Below are 17,242 nucleotides of genomic sequence, written 5' to 3'. Positions count from 1 at the left end.
ATAAGTTGGACATGTTCTTTGAGTACATGCACTCATTGCTAATATAATTACTGCTAGTATCGTAAGTTTTAGTTTCATATGCGGTTTATTTCAGTGTGAGGGCTATTTCTTTACCTTACCCTTCAAAAATAGGAGAAATAATCAACTATTCAACTGCGAAACGTTTAAAATATTTCATGATTTTCGCTAAATCATCAAGTTACATCCACGAATGTCACTATTATCAAAACGACCGAGGACCTCAAAGCCATTAGAAACTATTCTTCCAAGGTCTTTTGTCTCAATAAAACAGCAGGTATCAATGTTTGCAAGATCAATAATGTTGATTCCACCAGTCTTCCCTTCTTTTTGAAAGCTGAAAGGATCATTTATATCCCGGATTATGCATTTTGCCCATTTTGGAAATTCGAATGCACCATTTTTTCCATATGCCTGGCTCTGGAGTTCGGTCATTCCATACTCAGACCAAACCTCATTCACCTTAAAACCTTCTTTGAGCTCACTGTGTAATTCATACCTCGTTATCTCCTTTCTTCTGCCTTTCATGCCTCCCGTTTCCACTACTGTGAGATTGCTAGAAGAAGGCCTCTGGGCAGCAATATCTAAGAGAGCATATGATACACCTATCACAAGCTTTTTACCAGCCTGATTGAGTAGGTCATCCCAATCCTGGTTAAGGAAATAGTTGGATGCTGAATGGCTGTAGTTCATGAAATTGTCAACCATACTTATAAGCGATGAATCCCCTTGCTCCTGGTAGGAAGGTAAAACAGCGAAGATTTTAAATTCGGATAACTGTCCTATTTTTTCCTGAAACGTATGTCTTGCTACTCGGTGATAGTGATCAATGTCACGTATAAAGTGCTGACTTCTAGTAGTCGAGGTGGTTCCACTGCTTTTAAATATTTTCTTTTCTTTCCAATTTCCACTTTTTATAGCATGATTTTTGAAGAACTCAATTGGGATGAAGGGAATATCTGTGAGATTTTTTACCGTAGCAGGTGATTTATGCAGGTAATTGCAGTAAGACTTATAAATATCACATGCCTTGTACTGATATTCAAATGCAGCCAGTGAACTTTCAGTAAAGGTTTTTTCGTTTATTTCGAAAAGTGTATGTTTGAATTCTTCAGCAAAATTCATAGTTCTGAACTATTAGGGGCAAAGTAGATTAATTTTGTTTTCAACATATGAGTAAACTTCTTAGAAATATATTACCGTTAATAGCTTTAGTGCTTACCAGCTGCTTTGACAAAGATATTTTTCCAGACACTCCTAAAATAACTTTTGAAGATATCCTTTTCTATGATGGTACGACAACTGATTCGTTAATACTGTCATTTTCTTTTGAAGATGGAAATGGAGATCTGGGAGTGCTTCAGGCAAGAGATATTTTACCTCCGTATAACGAATTTAATGTTTACTTAGATTCCAGAGACAGCGTAATTACTGTTGGTAACATTGATATGGCCGTTCCTCCTGTATATAAGGCAGCACTTATAACAGAAAATTTTGTTCCCATTCGAATTACAAATACTTCCATAATAGTAAATGCGTCAGAATCTGACTATCCAGTGTTTTCTTTTACGAAAGAATTTTTTTCAGACAATGTTTTAGATGTTCCTCAAACCTGTCCGGATCTGGCAAATCAAGATGGCACCTTCCTTGAAAGCATAACTCTCACGCCCTATGTATTGGTTGATGAAGTAAATCTCACTCCAGCTTCAGCGGGCTCACAAGTGATACGTACCGCAATTCCGGTAGAACGTGTAGAAACATATTACAATTTCATTATTGAGTTTCAAAAGAAGGTTGGAGAGAATTATGTCCCTTTAAACTACCAGCAAATTTTTGGAACAGATAAGTGTGATATAGGCATATTTAATGGGAGAATACCACTTTATGACCCTGAAGGAAAAAGCGGTACAATTACGTATGCCATTCAATCCACCGTGTTGAGACTGGCTTTTCTTGATGATGTTATTCGTGCCAAATTTTACGTATACGATCGTGCCGGAAACAAAAGCAATGAAGTCACATCAGCCGATTTCGTGTTGGCAGACATCACCGTTTCTCAATAGATTTTTAGGTACTTATCTGGGTTAGCTTCTGAGATGAGATTATAAACTTTCTCGAAAATCTCTTCAACGTTTGGTTTAGAGAAATAATCACCATCGCTTCCGTATGCTGCTCTATGATCTTTCCCGGTGATTGTTACAGGTTTAGAGTCTAGATGAAAGTATCCATTATCTCTTTCTAAAATTTGCTGCATAATGAATGCAGAAGCTCCACCTTCCACATCTTCATCTACCACGATCAGTCTATTTGTTTTCTCCAGTGATTGAACGATTGTCTTAGTGCGATCGAAAGGGATAAGTGTTTGAGCATCAATAACTTCAACTTCTATTCCTTCGGAGGCCAGTTGATTAGCAGCTTCCATCACAACTCTGCATGTGGATCCATATGTCACGATCGTTGCATCACTGCCCGCTCTTAAAACATCTGGTTCGCCAAGTGCTAATTTGAACTCGGTGAGATTATCGGGCACCCGCTCCTTCAATCTGTATCCATTCAGTGATTCTATCACCAGAGCCGGGTCATCAGAGGTCAACAGTGTGTTATAAAATCCGGCAGCCTGAGTCATGTTTCTTGGTGTGAGGATATACATACCTCTAAGTGAGTGAAGGATCATTCCCATTGGAGATCCTGAATGCCAAACACCTTCTAAACGATGCCCTCTTGTTCGAATGATTAATGGCGCTTTCTGACCTCCATATGTCCTGTATTGAAGCGTTGCAAGATCATCAGATAGCGTTTGCAATGCGTATAGCAGATAATCTAAATACTGAATTTCTGCGATTGGTCTGAGTCCGCGTATAGCTGCACCAATCCCTTGGCCAATAATTGTGGTCTCACGAATTCCAGTATCCGTCACTTTTAGATCTCCGTACTTTTCTTGCAAACCAGCAAACCCTTGATTTACATCTCCTATTTTCCCAACGTCTTCTCCGAAAGCAAAAATTCTAGGGTCATTAGCCAAGTGATAGTCGAAGCATGCATTGAGGACTTCTCTTCCATCTACTAATTCACTCTCTTCAGAGTATTGAGCTGGGGTGGTGTCCGTAAGTAAAGCAGATTCAGAGGATTCGCTGTATAGCTTAGAGCTATATTGTTCCTCATACAGGTTACTCTTTTCTGAGAGAAAATTAATAAGATTTTGTTTCTCAGTGGATTGCTCGTTTTTCAAAAACCTTAACGATTTTTTTGCAGCTCTCACGATATGTGACTTTTCGGGATTTAATTCCTTTCCAAGTTCTTTTGTGATATTGGAAACATCAGCTTTGCGAGCTGAGGATATGCCAGCTTTTTCGATAAGGCTAACGGCTTCTTCTACTTCTTTCTTAATGTCGTGACTATAAGCCTTCCAAGCAATGTCTTTTGCATGTTTTGCTGCTTGTTTTGCTTCTTTTTCTATTTGATCTAATTCTTCTTTGGTGGCAAACTTTTCCGTTTGTATCCACTCCCTCATTTTTAAGATGCAATCGTGTTCTTTTTCCCAGCTGAGACGGTCTTTGGATTTGTATCTCTCATGAGAGCCTGAAGTCGAATGACCCTGCGGCTGTGTAACCTCTACCACATGAACAAGGCAAGGAATGTGCTTTTTTCTGGAAATGTCTATCGCTTTCTTGTATGTTTCCAGGAGAGCTATGTAGTCCCATGCTTTCACTTTGAATATTTCAAAGCCAGGTTTTTCTTTTGTTCTTTGAAATCCACTAAGCGCATCTGAGATACTTTCTTTTATGGTGTGATACTTTTGCGGTACGGATATACCATATCCATCATCCCAGACTGACATTACCATCGGTACTTGCAATACACCTGCTGCATTCATTGTTTCCCAAAAATGCCCTTCTGAAGTTGATGCATTGCCAATTGTGCCAAAAGCTACTTCATTCCCTTTGATGGAAAAATCTTCGAGTTCGCTAAGTTCTTCGTTTTCTCTATACAACTTAGAGGCATAGGCCAATCCAAGTAAACGTGGCATTTGGCCGGCAGTAGGTGAGATATCTGCACTGCTGTTTTTCTTGTCGGTCTGAGTAAGCCATTCTCCTTTCTCGTTTAGGTACCGAGTCGCAAAGTGTCCATTCATCATTCTCCCCGCAGATGCCGGGTCTGCCTCTACGTCTGTGTGTGCATAGAGCTGAGCAAAAAACTGCTGAGTATTCAGTTGACCTACGGCCATCATGAAAGTCTGATCTCTGTAGTAGCCTGATCTCCAATCTCCATTTTGGAAATATTTGGCCATAGCGATCTGCGGAACTTCCTTGCCATCACCAAAAATTCCAAACTTAGCCTTACCCATGAATACTTCCTTTCTTCCGATTAAGCTTGCCTCTCTACTTTCTATCGCAAGCCTGAAGTCTTGAAGTATTTCTTGTTTTGAAATTAAAGTTTTAGTCCTTTTTTTCGCCTCACTCATGTGCATGAATTTTTAATGTTGATGACCAAAGTCACTTCCAAAAATATGAAAAAGCAACCACTTTTGAAAGTGATGTCATCCGTATAAAACTATGTTTTGTGCCAATACTATTATTCTATGAAGAATAAAATTTTATTAATTAAAATTTTAAAGAATATTATTCTTAAAAAAATCGAATTACTATCCTCGATATTTCGTATTTAAAAATGTTGGGTGGTCAATAAAAAGCACTTCCTATATTTGCCGTCTCTTAACTTTATTTACCATGATTATAGGCGTTCCAAAAGAGATAAAAAACAACGAAAACAGGGTGGCAGTGACGCCATCTGGAGTAGTAGAATTTACTAAAAGAGGTCATCAAGTTTATATTCAATCCACGGCAGGCGATGGTAGCGGCTTTACGAATGATCAGTATGTTGAAGCAGGAGCTGAAATTCTTCCAACCATTGAGGCGGTTTATGATATAGCAGAGATGATCATAAAGGTGAAAGAGCCAATAGAGCCTGAATATAAGCTTTGTAAAAAAGATCAACTTATTTTCACCTACTTTCATTTTGCATCGCACGAACCACTGACCAAGGCGATGATAGAGAGCGGAGCAATTTGCCTGGCTTATGAAACCGTAGAAAGTTCGGACCGATCATTACCATTGTTGATTCCAATGTCCGAGGTTGCGGGAAGAATGTCTGTTCAAGAAGGAGCAAAATATTTAGAGAAACCGCTTAAGGGAAGAGGGATTCTCTTAGGAGGCGTTCCAGGAGTTCGTCCAGCTAAGGTTATGATTTTAGGTGGAGGTATTGTTGGAACAAATGCAGCCAAAATGGCCGCTGGAATGGGAGCGGATGTTACGATCATGGACTTAAACCTTCAAAGGCTGAGATACCTTGATGACATTATGCCTGCAAACGTGAATACGTTTATGAGCAGCGAGTATAATATTAGAGAATTAATTAAGTCTCATGATTTGATCATTGGAGCAGTACTCATACCAGGAGCGAAGGCACCCAACCTCATTACAAAAGATATGTTGAAAGAGATGCAGCCAGGCACAGTTTTAGTGGATGTTGCTGTAGATCAAGGAGGATGTATTGAGACATGTAAACCTACAACGCATGAAGATCCGACTTTCATCATTGATGATGTGGTTCACTATTGTGTGGCTAACATGCCTGGAGCTGTGCCATATACATCAACATTGGCACTAACAAATGCTACTTTACCTTATGCACTTGAATTGGCTAATAAGGGATGGAAGCAGGCTTGTAGCGATAGCAAGGAATTAAAGCTGGGCTTGAATGTGATCAATGGAGAAATAGTTTACAAAGGAGTAGCTGAGGCATTTGATATGCCATATACTCCAGTTGATAAATTTCTATAGAACACCAGCTTGAGTATTTGGCCCATCCATGGTAATGGATGGGCTTTTTTGTTTTCCATTCAGAGTGTACTTATGACCATTCACGTCAAAGCCTATGAATTTGGGATGGCATAGAATTTTATTTGTTTTAATAAATTGAAAAAGATGACCAGAAATAATTCGTATTGGCTCCTTCAATCATTTGGGTGGTTTACCTATGCGATGATAGGAGTGGTCGTCTCTTTTCTCTTCTATGATAGTGTTGACGTATGGGTGATTCTCGCCCAGTTTTTTGGAGCAATAGTTATGCTAATGTCTACACATTTGCTACGCTACAAAATGAAGTTGGATGGGTGGCTGAAGTTAAAGGTTCAAAAATTGATTCTGCGCTTAGTACCAGCCTTGCTGGTTATATCATTACTCGCGAATGGCGTTGTAGTGGGGTATACAATACTCACGACCGATATAATTGACGTTGAGAATTTTAGCATATTGGTGTTTTTCCTGTTCTCCTTTCAGACTTTTGTGTATTTCTCGCTGTGGACTGCTGTCTACCTCATCATTTACTTTTTTAGAAATTACAAGAAAGAAGAGGTAGAGAAGTGGCAACTGCAAACATCCGTGAAGGATGCTGAGCTAATCGCTCTGAAAGCTCAAATCAATCCCCACTTCTTATTTAATGCACTGAATAACATTAGAGCTTTGATACTTGAAGATCACATGAAGGCACGTGATATGGTCTCTCATCTTTCTGAATTATTGCGTTACTCCATTCAATTCAATGACAATGAGAAGGTAACGATTGAAGAGGAACTTAAAATTGTTAATAAGTACTTGGAGTTGGAAAGCATACACTACGAAAATCGCTTGCACTATGAGATATCCACAAATAAACAGCTTGAAAGGTATAGAATACCTCCCATGTTGATTCAGCTGATGGCCGAAAATGCAGTGAAACATGGTATCTCCCAAGTAAAGAATGGAGGTGACATTTTGATAGCTATTAAGAAGGACGGGAAAGACCTTGCTTTGGAAGTGAGGAATACCGGAAGACTAAAGAAAAATTTAGGAAGTGGCATTGGTTTAAAAAATGCAACAGATAGGATTAGAATATTGTTTGACAGTGAACCGGACCTTGAATTGACTCAGGAAGGTGATATGGTTCTCTCAAGATTAAAACTACCACTAGTAAAATGAAAGCATTAATAGTAGACGATACCCGATTAGCTCGCCAAGAACTTCAATTTCTTTTAAAAAATCATAAAGATGTTGAAGTAATAGGTGAAGCAGAAAATGCTGATGAAGCAAAGTTATTGATTGAAGAATTGAAACCAGATTTAGTTTTTCTGGATATTCAAATGCCAGATAAAGACGGGTTTGAGTTGTTGGAGATGCTTGATGAAGTTCCTCAAATTATTTTCACCACGGCCTACAGCGAGTATGCCATCAAGGCATTTGACTATAATGCCCTGGATTATTTAAAAAAGCCGGTTACTGACGATAGGCTTACGCTTGCATTGCAGCGTGTAATAGAAAATCTTGAAAAGAAAGAGGAGCCAAAGGATGTTTTAAACGAAAACAGTCAGGTCTTTGTAAAAGATGGCGAGAAGTGCTGGTTTGTAACACTCAAAGATGTCCGACTATTTGAGATATGGGATAATTACACCCGAATCTATTTTGAAGAACATAAGCCGATGATCCCAAAAACGCTGCAGTACATGGAAAGTAGGCTTGATTCAAAGGTCTTTTTTCGAGCAAATCGACAGCAAATCATAAATATGAAATGGATTGACAAAATTGAACCGTGGTTCAGTGGCACGATTCGTTTGTATTTAAAGGACGGTACTGAAGTGGAAGTGAGTCGAAGACAAACTTCTCGATTTAAGGATTTGATGAGTTTTTAAGCAACTCTTTCAGCTTTCTTATTGCTGATCTATTGCTTTCTATTGAGATATTTTCCTTTATATGTTGCTTTTCTTTAGCTGTTAAATGCCAACTCAAAGAAGCACGCTCCACATCTGTAGAAGATTCGTTTTTTTCAAATGAATCGTATGCAACTTCTACAATATCAAAATCTCCATCAAACCACAACTTCATCTGCTCAATACGCCCATCATTGTTAATGTCCTGCATATTTGTGAGGTTGTTGTAAACACTTGCAATGGGATAAGTCAAACGGTCAATTACCGAAGGGTTAGGGCGCTTTTCGATGGGTGAGTTTGATTTGGTATCCCGAACGACTAAGAATACAATGCCGGCCGTATTATCTGCAATCCATTCTTTAAATACATCTGCAAAGTGGATGGCATCAGCAATTCCAAAATTATCAGAAATACCAGCATCCATTATTTCAATGCGCGGTTCTGATGGAAGACTAATATTTGGGGTAATGTACGGAAAAGAGGCAGACATCCTTAAAGCAGATAGAAAACTTAGTTTCCCGGAATCATTCGTTCTGAACAGTCCTTGGAAGTCAACTCCTCTGATTTTTTGATTGGTTTTATCCAAAACCTCTGAAGAAATACCCATAAAAGAAATGGGCTGTGAAGAGATATAGAGTTTCCGTCCATCATTGGCAATGGTGGGAGACATAATTAGCGTTGGAATTTCAGCGGCTTTTTCTTCCCCAAAATAATCTTCGATTTGTTGATCCAGGGAGTAGCCAAGATTCTTGTTGAGGTTTTGTTCAAAAACAAATCCTCTATCAATGCTGTAATCACGACCCTCATATTCGTGAGTTCGCATTTTGAAAAAGAGATCATTTACAAGAAGTCCAAAAATCACAGGGTTCAAGTTGTCCTTGCCCATTTTTTCCAACAGTTCATGTCTGTTATTCGAGATCGCAATGCTATTATTTCTTCTAAACATCTCTCTGTAATATGCAGCACCAATGAGACCTCCAGAAGCACCTGTTATCAGCATTGTTTGATCCAGTAAGGAGCCGTTCAGTGCACTATCGGCGCTCAAAAGGGCATTGACTGTCCATAAGGCGGCCCGTTGACCACCTCCGCTGACGCATAAGAAGACCATCTTCTGCTCTTTGGGATGATCCCATTTTGCCTTCCAGTTTTCCAATGTTTCCAGCATATGCAACTGATCATGAACATACTGCTCTTTTGAATGTATGGCTGCTAAATTTTCTACAGAGTATTCAATCTTGGTTGTATCATAGTTGATGCCAGAGGCTTGGTTGATGCCCTTACCAAACCCCATTTGTGCGCCAGTATTTACAAGAATAAAAATCCCGAGGGCAAAGCTCAGTCCCCAACCTTTAAACCAATAACTGATGGCTCCCACAAGCATGACGGCAATTGCAAAAATGAGAAGAGAGCTCGCAGCAGCCGGAATTTGTAAAAACTCAATATGTGTGAAAAAACCCAGGATTAGAATTACTCCAATGATGCATAGCTCAACCACGACCGAGTTAAAGTGATTTTGGTCAAAAACTCTGACGATGGCTTCTCTATTGTCAAAGTGGACAATTTCTTCTGTCGATTTTTTACGAAAATTTAAATCTAAATAGTTGGTCACATTGTACTCATCAGCTCTGTTTTCACGAACTCTTTTCATTACCCGATCTCTACTTAAGACATTCTTTCTTAGCTTTTTATCTAGTGTTCCAGCAAGAAAAATGAATATGTCTTTGTTGGTAAATCGGAAATATAAAATCATGAGTAAGTGCATCGCAACGATTCCCAGCACCAGACCTGAAACATAGAGGAAGATTTCAGTAGATTCAGCAAAGCCATTATTGAGCTGAAACTTGATCAAAAGTAAAATATAGAAAATCAGTATGGATACAGGAATGAGGCTATTATTAAGGGAAAATTTGGTGAATGGCCTTTGAAGTACTCCAATAAATCTGAATCTGTGTCCATCAAGTATGTAGCTAGTAATGTGCCAAGCCATTATCAAGTTTCCGAAGGCAACACCTACAATGAAAAAACTCCAAAAGCTAACTTCTCCAAGGTATTCAGGATCTAGAAAGAGGTAATGAATGCCGTAGACTTTACCCAGACCGCCCGAGAAAGCAGCAAGTACTATGACCCAAACTGTGAGCAATGCTAGATTCCTTTTAAAATGATGAAACACTAATTGCACCATTAGGGAGTGATATATCTGATCTAGCACTAGTTTGATTCTGTTCATTTTTTGTTTTATCGATTGAATCGAGTCTTACCCTGACTATAACCTTTGATTGATCGAATCAACAACCAGGTATCCGAATATAGTAACTAAATTCATACCACAATTCACAACCAATTTCGAATACAGGTCTTTTCGACTTAGCATAAAAAAACCCGCACGAGCGGGTTTTTTTACTCTGCAGCTATGATTACTTAATGGCTTGATCCAAATCGGCAATTAGATCATCAATGTCTTCAATTCCTACGCTCAGCCTGATAAGCGAGTCAGTCAATCCACCAACAATACGTTTTTCTTTAGGAATACTCGCATGTGTCATTCCCGCGGGATACCCAACTAATGATTCAACGCCTCCCAAAGATTCTGCGAGACTAAATAGTTTAAATTTATTCAGCGTTTCTTCTGTTTTTTCAATGGTATCTTCTTTGGGAGTAAAAGAGATCATGCCTCCAAAACCACGCATCTGTTTTTTCGCAATGGCATGGTTTGGGTGATCTTCAAAGCCAGGCCAGAAAACGCTTTTTACGGCTGGATGATTTTTCAAAAAATGAGCTATTTTCTCGCCATTTTCGCAATGCCTTTGCATACGTAAGTGAAGTGTTTTGATTCCTCTGAGCACAAGAAAGCAATCTTGAGGGCCAGGAATTGCACCACTTGAATTCTGAATAAATCCGAATTGCTCATCTATTGCCGGATCGCTGGTTCCTAAAAATCCCATGATAACATCCGAGTGCCCTGCAATGTATTTAGTCACGGAATGCATAACTATATCAGCTCCTTGATCAAGTGGATTTTGTAAATATGGGGAAGCAAATGTGTTATCCACAGCAACTTTGACTCCATGTTTATGACCGATGGCGCTTATAGCTTCAATGTCAATGATATTCAGCATTGGGTTCGTAGGTGTCTCAACCCAAAGAAGTTTTGTCTTATCAGTGATGATTTCTTCGACCTTCCTAGGATTGCGCATATCCACGAATGTGAACTTTATTCCAAATTGTTCAAAAATTTGGGTGAACAGTCTGAAACTTCCCCCATAAAGGTCACCAGTGCTAATCACTTCATCACCGGGGCGAAGCGTCTTGATTACTGTCTCTGTTGCACTCATCCCGGACGCAAAGCACCTCCCAAACTTGGCGTTTTCCAGCGCTGCAAGATTCTTCTCAAGAACACTTCTTGTCGGATTTTGCGTTCTTGCATACTCATATCCTTTGTGTACTCCAGGAGAATCTTGTACGTAAGTTGACGTCTGAAAAATCGGGGTCATAATTGCTCCGGTTGAAGGGTCTGGCTCTATTCCAGCGTGAAGTGCTTTTGTTCCAAATTTCATAGGTATAGTTATTTAGAAGTTAAAATATTTTGGTTACACGCTCCAATAAATGCCATTGCACCTCATTGGAATTTATGTGGCTTTGAAAAATGACGAATTTATCAATTAAGTTCCTGATTTGTTTGGTACTTTCATAAAGTAATTATTCTAAATATTGCTTACAGAGGCAATTGTCTGCCAAATGTCTTTATATGAAAAAGGAGAATAACCCCGAAGAAAACATACTGCCAACTGACATTGAAAATCCCTTCGAATACCAACACACGAGATCTTTTGCGCAGATACTTCATTCGCTAAAAAGCAGTTTAGTCCTAAGCACTTATCAGACAGGAAAGATTGTTATGTTTAGTCCCAAGGATGATCAGGCTATGATACAGTTGCCAAGAAGCTTTCGTAAGCCTTTGGGAGTCGCAGTGCATGATAAGCATTTAGCAGTTGCATGCTTGGATGAGATCGTATTGACACATAGATCGCAGAATGCAGCCAAAACTTACCCCAAGAAGCCTGATGTCTATGATTCAATTTATCTTCCGCGATCTACTCATTATACAGGAGCAGTAGATACGCATGACATTAGCTATGGCAAAGGAGGACTGTGGGCCGTGATTACTGAGTTTTCATGCATTGCTCAAATTGATCCGCGCTACAGCTTTTTACCCAAATGGAAGCCTTTCTTTATCTCTGAAGTGACACCTGGAGATAAGTGTCACCTAAATGGAATGGCGATGAAAAACGGTCTTCCAAAATTTGTTACAGCCCTCGGGAAATCTGATATGCCAGGAGGGTGGCGTGAAAATAAACTGACAGGTGGAATTTTAATGGATGTTGATAGTCAGGAAATATTGCTGGATGGACTGGCTATGCCTCATAGTCCAAGATTGATCGGTGAAGATATCTACTACCTCCAATCAGCAGTCGGAGAGCTATGGAAATACCATTTACCATCAGGTTCGAATGAAAAGATATGCGAAGTGCCAGGATTTGCACGAGGTATGTCGTTTTATCAAAACTTTCTTTTCATCGGATTGTCCAAAATCCGTGAAGAGAGCAAAGATTTTGGAATGATGCCTATTGCTTCTAAGAAACCTATCCCGGGAGTGGCAATAGTCAATTTAAGAGCCAAAAAAGTAGAAGGATTATTAGAATACAAGGGTGCTGTGAGAGAACTCTACGATGTTCAGGTGCTTCCAGGCATTCAAAGACCTAATATTTTAAACGCGGATGAGGAAATTCACTCCAGAGCAATCATTACCCCACAGCGTATTTTCTGGCAAGAGAAAACGAAAAAAAAGGATAGCAAAAAAGAAAATTTGGAAGAAGGTAAGCTAGCTGATTCTGATGGCAAAATTTAACATCCAGACGTACTTTAAAACTGCTTTGACGATGCACCAGTCAGGAAAACTGAGGCAGGCAAGAAAGTTATATTCGGATATTTTAAAACACAATCCTGACCATTTTGAAAGTCTTTTTATGGTGGGTCAATCCTGGTTTCAGGAAAAGAGATTTGACAAGGCGCTGGAATTTTACAATAAAGGCGCAGAATTACAACCGTCAAATGAAGGACTCTTACTGCAAAGAGCAATATCGCTCACTAATCTCGGAAAGTTGGTTGAAGCCAAATCTGCATTTGAAAATCTTAAACGCTCAAGCAAAACAAGCGTTGGAATACTCTTTCACGCTGCTAGAAATCTGAAAAAAATGGGGCACTTTGAGAGTGCTATCCAGCATTATCAAAAATTGCTGGATATGGAACCACAACATATACAGGGATTAAATAATCTTGGAAATCTGTATCAGCAAGTACATGAATATGCAAAGTCCATGGAGTGTTATGCTCGATTGCTTGAAATAGATGATGAATCTCCTATGACTCACTGCAACATGGCAGGGTTACTACAAAAAATGGGTCAGCTTGATAAAGCAGAGCGTCTTTATCTCAAAGCCTTAAATCTTGATGGCACCAATACGTTGGCACATTATAACCTGGGAGTAATTCAAAGTGTGAAGTATGAGCATAAGAAAGCACTTGAATTTCTTCAAAAAGCGATACAATTATCCCCAGATAACGCCAAATACTTGAGTACTTACGCGAATGTTTTGAATGGCATTGGTGAGAGAACGAAGGCGACCACATTATTACAAAAACTTGTGAAGTCTGGGGTGAAGAGCGAAGAGCCATACATCAAACTTGCTAAAATTTGGATGACCGATTCTGAAATGAATAAAGTCGTTCAATTATTGGAAGCCTATATTCATGTCAATCCATACTCCTTTGAATCATACTACATTCTGGGGATCGCGCATGAACAGTTGAATAATCTAGAGAAGGCCGAGAGCAACCTCAGAAAAATTGAAAAGCATCCTGAATTTGCGCTTCGTTCACTTATGACATTGCAATTGCTTTATCCAAAAATGGGACGAGTTGATAGGAATAATGAAATCATGCATGAGGTATCTGTCCTACTGGAAAAGTTTGTTTCGAGTCAAGTAATAGAAGAAGAGATACCCGTTTACAACTTGGCATATTTCACCTACGATCCACAGTTGGTTGCTAAGGTCACAGCCAAATTTTCAAATGCCCTAATCAAGAGAATCGAACCCCTTAGAAAGCGACTGGATTTTAATTACCAAGGCAAAAAGGATAAAATCAAAATCGGATACCTCTCACCATATTTCAATAAACACCCTGCCGGTGTTTTGATTCAAGGAGTTTTAAAAAATCATGACAGGGAGAAGTTCGAGGTTTTTGCATATGCGATCAATTGCAGAGAAGATGAAATCAATGGTGAGATTCAATTGCTCGCTGATCAGTACACTGAAATAGGAGGTCTTAGTTCTGCGGAAGCGGCATCTAAAATCAATGAAGATGGAGTTAATATTCTTATCAGCTTAGCGGGATACAACGTGGGAATGAAATCAGAGATTCCCGCACTAATGCCAGCACCTATTCAGTTGGTAGCCATGGATTGCCATGAGTCCTTGCAGTGTGATTTTTACGACTATGTATTTAAGGATGAGATGGTGATGACTGACCGAAATAGAGCTTCCTTCAGCGAGGCTATTATCTACCTTCCTACTAGTCATTTTTTCAATGTTGAGTTAGAACCTACTGATAAAATAATTGAGAGATCTGACTATGGACTACCGGATGATGCTTTTGTGTATGGATGTTTAAATCATCCACGAAAGCTAAACTCGGTAGCCATCAGCGCATGGATGACGATATTGGAGCAGACACCTACTTCGGTTTTATGGCTTTACGATGGTGGGTTTGCATCATTCAGAAAAAATATCCAATTAATTGCAAGTAAACACGCGATAGCATCTGATCGAATTATTTTTTGTGGAAGAGAACATCATCGTGACCATTATAAACGGATGACTTTGATTGACTTATTTCTCGACACGCCAGTTTACAATGGCCATACCACTTGCTTGGAAGCGCTATGGATGGAGGTTCCGGTTTTAACATTAAGAGGCGAAACGGTAAGTGCCAGACTGTGTAGTTCTTTTTTAGCCGCCGTTGAAATGGATTATATGATTTGTGATGATGAGAAACAATACATTCAAGAAGCAGTGAGCTATGTAAATACGCGCGAGAAACTTGTGAGAGCTAAGAAACAGCTGAAAGAAGCAAAGAGTAGTAGTGATTTTTTCAATATTGGCCTTTTGACCAAAAGAATGGAAGATGCGTTTGAGCAGGCTTGGTATAAATATGAAGCAGGTAGTAAGCCAACAGATTTTCATGTGTGATGGATATTGAGGAATATATCGGTAGGATTAATGAAGCAATAAAGCTTTTTCAAAATGGACGAGAAGCAGAAGTTCTGTCGGAGTGCCAAAAGCTAATTGACTCAAAACCAGAGCGTGTAGGGGCATACCTCCTTTTGTCACAGGTATATTCTAAGCAGAATCAACTGTATTTGGCAGAGAACATATTGAAAGAAGGTCAAAAACAAACTGCCGATGATTCTTTGCTGATGAGCCTCGGTATTATACAAACAAAGCTGAAAAAATATGAGGATGCTATATCGGTATTTAGGTTAGTGAAAGTGCGGGGAAAGAATAGGAAATTTCATTTCTATTTTGCTAAAGCGCTTGCTGAATTGGGCCTAATTGAAGAGGCAATTGACGAGTATAAGGAATGCTTGAAATTAGATCCCAATCATAGAGCCTCTTTGAACAATTTGGCAAATTTGTCGCAACGAAAAGGGGACCATAAAGAGGCCATTCGTTTCTATCAACGATTAATAGATATCTACCCAGATGAGGCAATTGGTTATTGCAATCTTGGTGGAGCGTATGAGCAAGAAAGTTTGTTTGAAAAAGCAAGATCATGCTATGAAAAGTCTTTAGAAATTAACCCGAAGCTTTCCATCACATACTTCAACTTGTCGCAATTGCAAGCAAAGAAGTTTAATGACTACAAGGGGGCATTGCAATTCATTGAGGATGGCCTCAAACATGGGGACGAGCGTTTCAGGGAAGGACTTAGGTTTTATCAAATCCTTTTTAGAAAGATAATCGCTGATTGGACAGATTACTCGCAAGACAAAAATGATTTGATCAAAATCATAGATGAATACCTAGAGGGGAATATAAACCTGCCTTTCGAAATCGTGCCTTACACCCTGAGCTATATGCGTGTTGAAAATGAGCGCTATAGGGCCGTAGCTGAAAAGTACGCCGAAAAAATAACTGATGAGGTTAAAGTTAAATATCAGAACCTTTTGTACGATCATTCATCGAGCCCTGGAAAGCTCAAGGTTGGGTATTTATCACCGAACTTTCGGAAGCATCCAGGAGGTGTATTGGTACGCAAACTATTTGAATTTCATGATTCAAGTCAATTTGAAATTCATGGTTTCTCATTAGTGCAATCCAGTGATTTCATTAATAATGACATTAAAAACGATGTTGATTATTACCACGATGTTTCGGAACTAAGAACCAAAGAAATAGCAGATTTAATTAATCGATGTGGTATTGATATCCTTGTCGGTTTAGCAGGCTATAACACCAACATGAATATGGAAGTCTTCGCATTGAGGCCGGCACCCGTGCAAATGATGATGATTGGTTCGCATGAGACATCAGGGGCTTCATTTATTGACTATGTATTCTCAGATGAATCAATGATGGACGCTTCGCTGAGAAAGAACTTTACAGAGCAGGTGATAACACTCCCATGCTCAAGCCTCATCAATAGTGAACTCCCCTTGGATGAGACAAAAAACACAACAAGAGCAGATCACAATTTGCCTCAAAACACATTTGTGTATGCCAGCTTCAATCACCCAAGAAAATTGGATCCGGAGACACTTGATGCCTGGATGCAAATTATCCAAACAGTACCTAATTCGATATTATGGCTATTTGATGGAGGTTTGGAGCAGTTTCGGGTATCGATACACAATCTTGCCAATTCATATCATGTTGAACATAGTAAAGTCATATTTGCTTCGCCGGTCGATCTCCATACACATTGGGAGCGTATGAGGCATGCCGATCTTTTCCTGGACAGTTTTCAATACAACGCCCATGTTACAGGAGTAGAGGCATTGCGTATGGGTGTGCCCATGATTTCATTGAGAGGAGATAATCACAACAGCAGGTTAGGGTCAAGCCTTTTGCACTATTCTGGACTGAAGAATTGTGCAATTTCAACTAAGAATGATTATATTGAGCTGTCGATTTTGGCTGCATCTGAAGGGAACGAACTAAAGGGATGGAGAGAGAAACTGGAATCGAAACACAGTAGTATACTTTTCGATACTGAATTACAAGTGAAGTATTTAGAAAAATCGTATCGAAAGGCACTTTTTAGACATAGAAAAGGACTACCACCAAAGGACTTTTCTGTTGGATCCGCTTTAGAGCTAAATTTTTTAGAATGAATTTTTAGTTAATAATATTTCCTAATTCACAA

The 17,242-nt window shown here is 39.3% G+C and carries 11 protein-coding genes; 7 read left to right on the top strand and 4 right to left on the bottom strand.

Annotation, left to right across the window (positions count from 1 at the left end; all coding sequences use genetic code 11):
- Positions 1-186: 186 nt before the first annotated feature.
- Positions 187-1,143, bottom strand: a complete 957-nt coding sequence (locus tag ABJF57_RS08055) for a LuxE/PaaK family acyltransferase (RefSeq protein WP_462234096.1) — start codon at positions 1,141-1,143, stop codon at positions 187-189.
- 47 nt (positions 1,144-1,190) lie between these two features.
- Between ABJF57_RS08055 and ABJF57_RS08050 the strand changes: the two genes are divergently transcribed.
- Complete coding sequence (locus tag ABJF57_RS08050) at positions 1,191-2,081, top strand: hypothetical protein (protein WP_462234094.1); 891 nt, start codon at positions 1,191-1,193, stop codon at positions 2,079-2,081.
- Here the strand turns inward: ABJF57_RS08050 and ABJF57_RS08045 are convergent.
- The gene (locus ABJF57_RS08045; RefSeq protein ID WP_462234092.1) at positions 2,075-4,480 is read right to left on the bottom strand and encodes an alpha-ketoacid dehydrogenase subunit alpha/beta; all 2,406 of its coding nucleotides are present in this window, start codon (positions 4,478-4,480) and stop codon (positions 2,075-2,077) included. The genes ABJF57_RS08050 and ABJF57_RS08045 overlap by 7 nt on opposite strands.
- Before the next feature lie 265 nt (positions 4,481-4,745).
- Between ABJF57_RS08045 and ald the strand changes: the two genes are divergently transcribed.
- The 3 genes from ald to ABJF57_RS08030 all read left to right on the top strand — a co-directional run bounded on the left by ald (position 4,746) and on the right by ABJF57_RS08030 (position 7,741).
- Positions 4,746-5,858: an alanine dehydrogenase gene (gene ald, locus ABJF57_RS08040; protein ID WP_462234090.1), complete on the top strand. Its 1,113-nt coding sequence runs from the start codon at positions 4,746-4,748 to the stop codon at positions 5,856-5,858.
- 144 nt (positions 5,859-6,002) lie between these two features.
- A complete protein-coding gene (locus ABJF57_RS08035; protein WP_462234089.1) occupies positions 6,003-7,034 on the top strand; it encodes a sensor histidine kinase in 1,032 nt (343 codons plus the stop codon).
- Complete coding sequence (locus ABJF57_RS08030; RefSeq protein WP_462234087.1) at positions 7,031-7,741, top strand: LytR/AlgR family response regulator transcription factor; 711 nt, start codon at positions 7,031-7,033, stop codon at positions 7,739-7,741. Before ABJF57_RS08035 ends, ABJF57_RS08030 begins: the two co-directional genes overlap by 4 nt.
- Here ABJF57_RS08030 and ABJF57_RS08025 read toward each other — a convergent pair.
- Together ABJF57_RS08025 and ABJF57_RS08020 are read right to left on the bottom strand one after the other, a co-directional pair.
- On the bottom strand, positions 7,719-9,986 hold the full coding sequence (locus ABJF57_RS08025) for a patatin-like phospholipase family protein (protein ID WP_462234085.1): 2,268 nt from the start codon (positions 9,984-9,986) through the stop codon (positions 7,719-7,721). The two genes, ABJF57_RS08030 and ABJF57_RS08025, sit on opposite strands and share 23 nt — an antisense overlap.
- A gap of 187 nt (positions 9,987-10,173) precedes the next feature.
- On the bottom strand, positions 10,174-11,313 hold the full coding sequence (locus tag ABJF57_RS08020; protein WP_462234083.1) for a cystathionine gamma-synthase: 1,140 nt from the start codon (positions 11,311-11,313) through the stop codon (positions 10,174-10,176).
- Positions 11,314-11,504: 191 nt separating this feature from the next.
- Here ABJF57_RS08020 and ABJF57_RS08015 point away from each other — a divergent pair, with 191 nt between their 5' ends.
- The 3 genes from ABJF57_RS08015 to ABJF57_RS08005 are packed head-to-tail and all read left to right on the top strand — an operon-like array spanning position 11,505 to position 17,210.
- Entirely contained in the window at positions 11,505-12,665 is a 1,161-nt protein-coding gene (locus ABJF57_RS08015) for a TIGR03032 family protein (protein ID WP_462234081.1), read from the top strand.
- Positions 12,652-15,066: an O-linked N-acetylglucosamine transferase family protein gene (locus tag ABJF57_RS08010; protein ID WP_462234080.1), complete on the top strand. Its 2,415-nt coding sequence runs from the start codon at positions 12,652-12,654 to the stop codon at positions 15,064-15,066. The genes ABJF57_RS08015 and ABJF57_RS08010 overlap by 14 nt, the downstream gene beginning before the upstream one ends.
- Positions 15,066-17,210 carry a tetratricopeptide repeat protein gene (locus tag ABJF57_RS08005; RefSeq protein WP_462234078.1) on the top strand — a complete coding sequence of 715 codons (2,145 nt, stop codon included), beginning with the start codon at positions 15,066-15,068 and terminating at the stop codon, positions 17,208-17,210. The genes ABJF57_RS08010 and ABJF57_RS08005 overlap by 1 nt, the downstream gene beginning before the upstream one ends.
- The last annotated feature ends 32 nt before the right edge of the window (positions 17,211-17,242 follow it).

It is taken from the genome of Ekhidna sp., assembly GCF_039940915.1.
Taxonomy (GTDB): domain Bacteria; phylum Bacteroidota; class Bacteroidia; order Cytophagales; family Cyclobacteriaceae; genus Ekhidna.
Note: the sequence above shows the minus strand (reverse complement) of the source record. Positions and strands in the feature narration are given on the sequence as shown.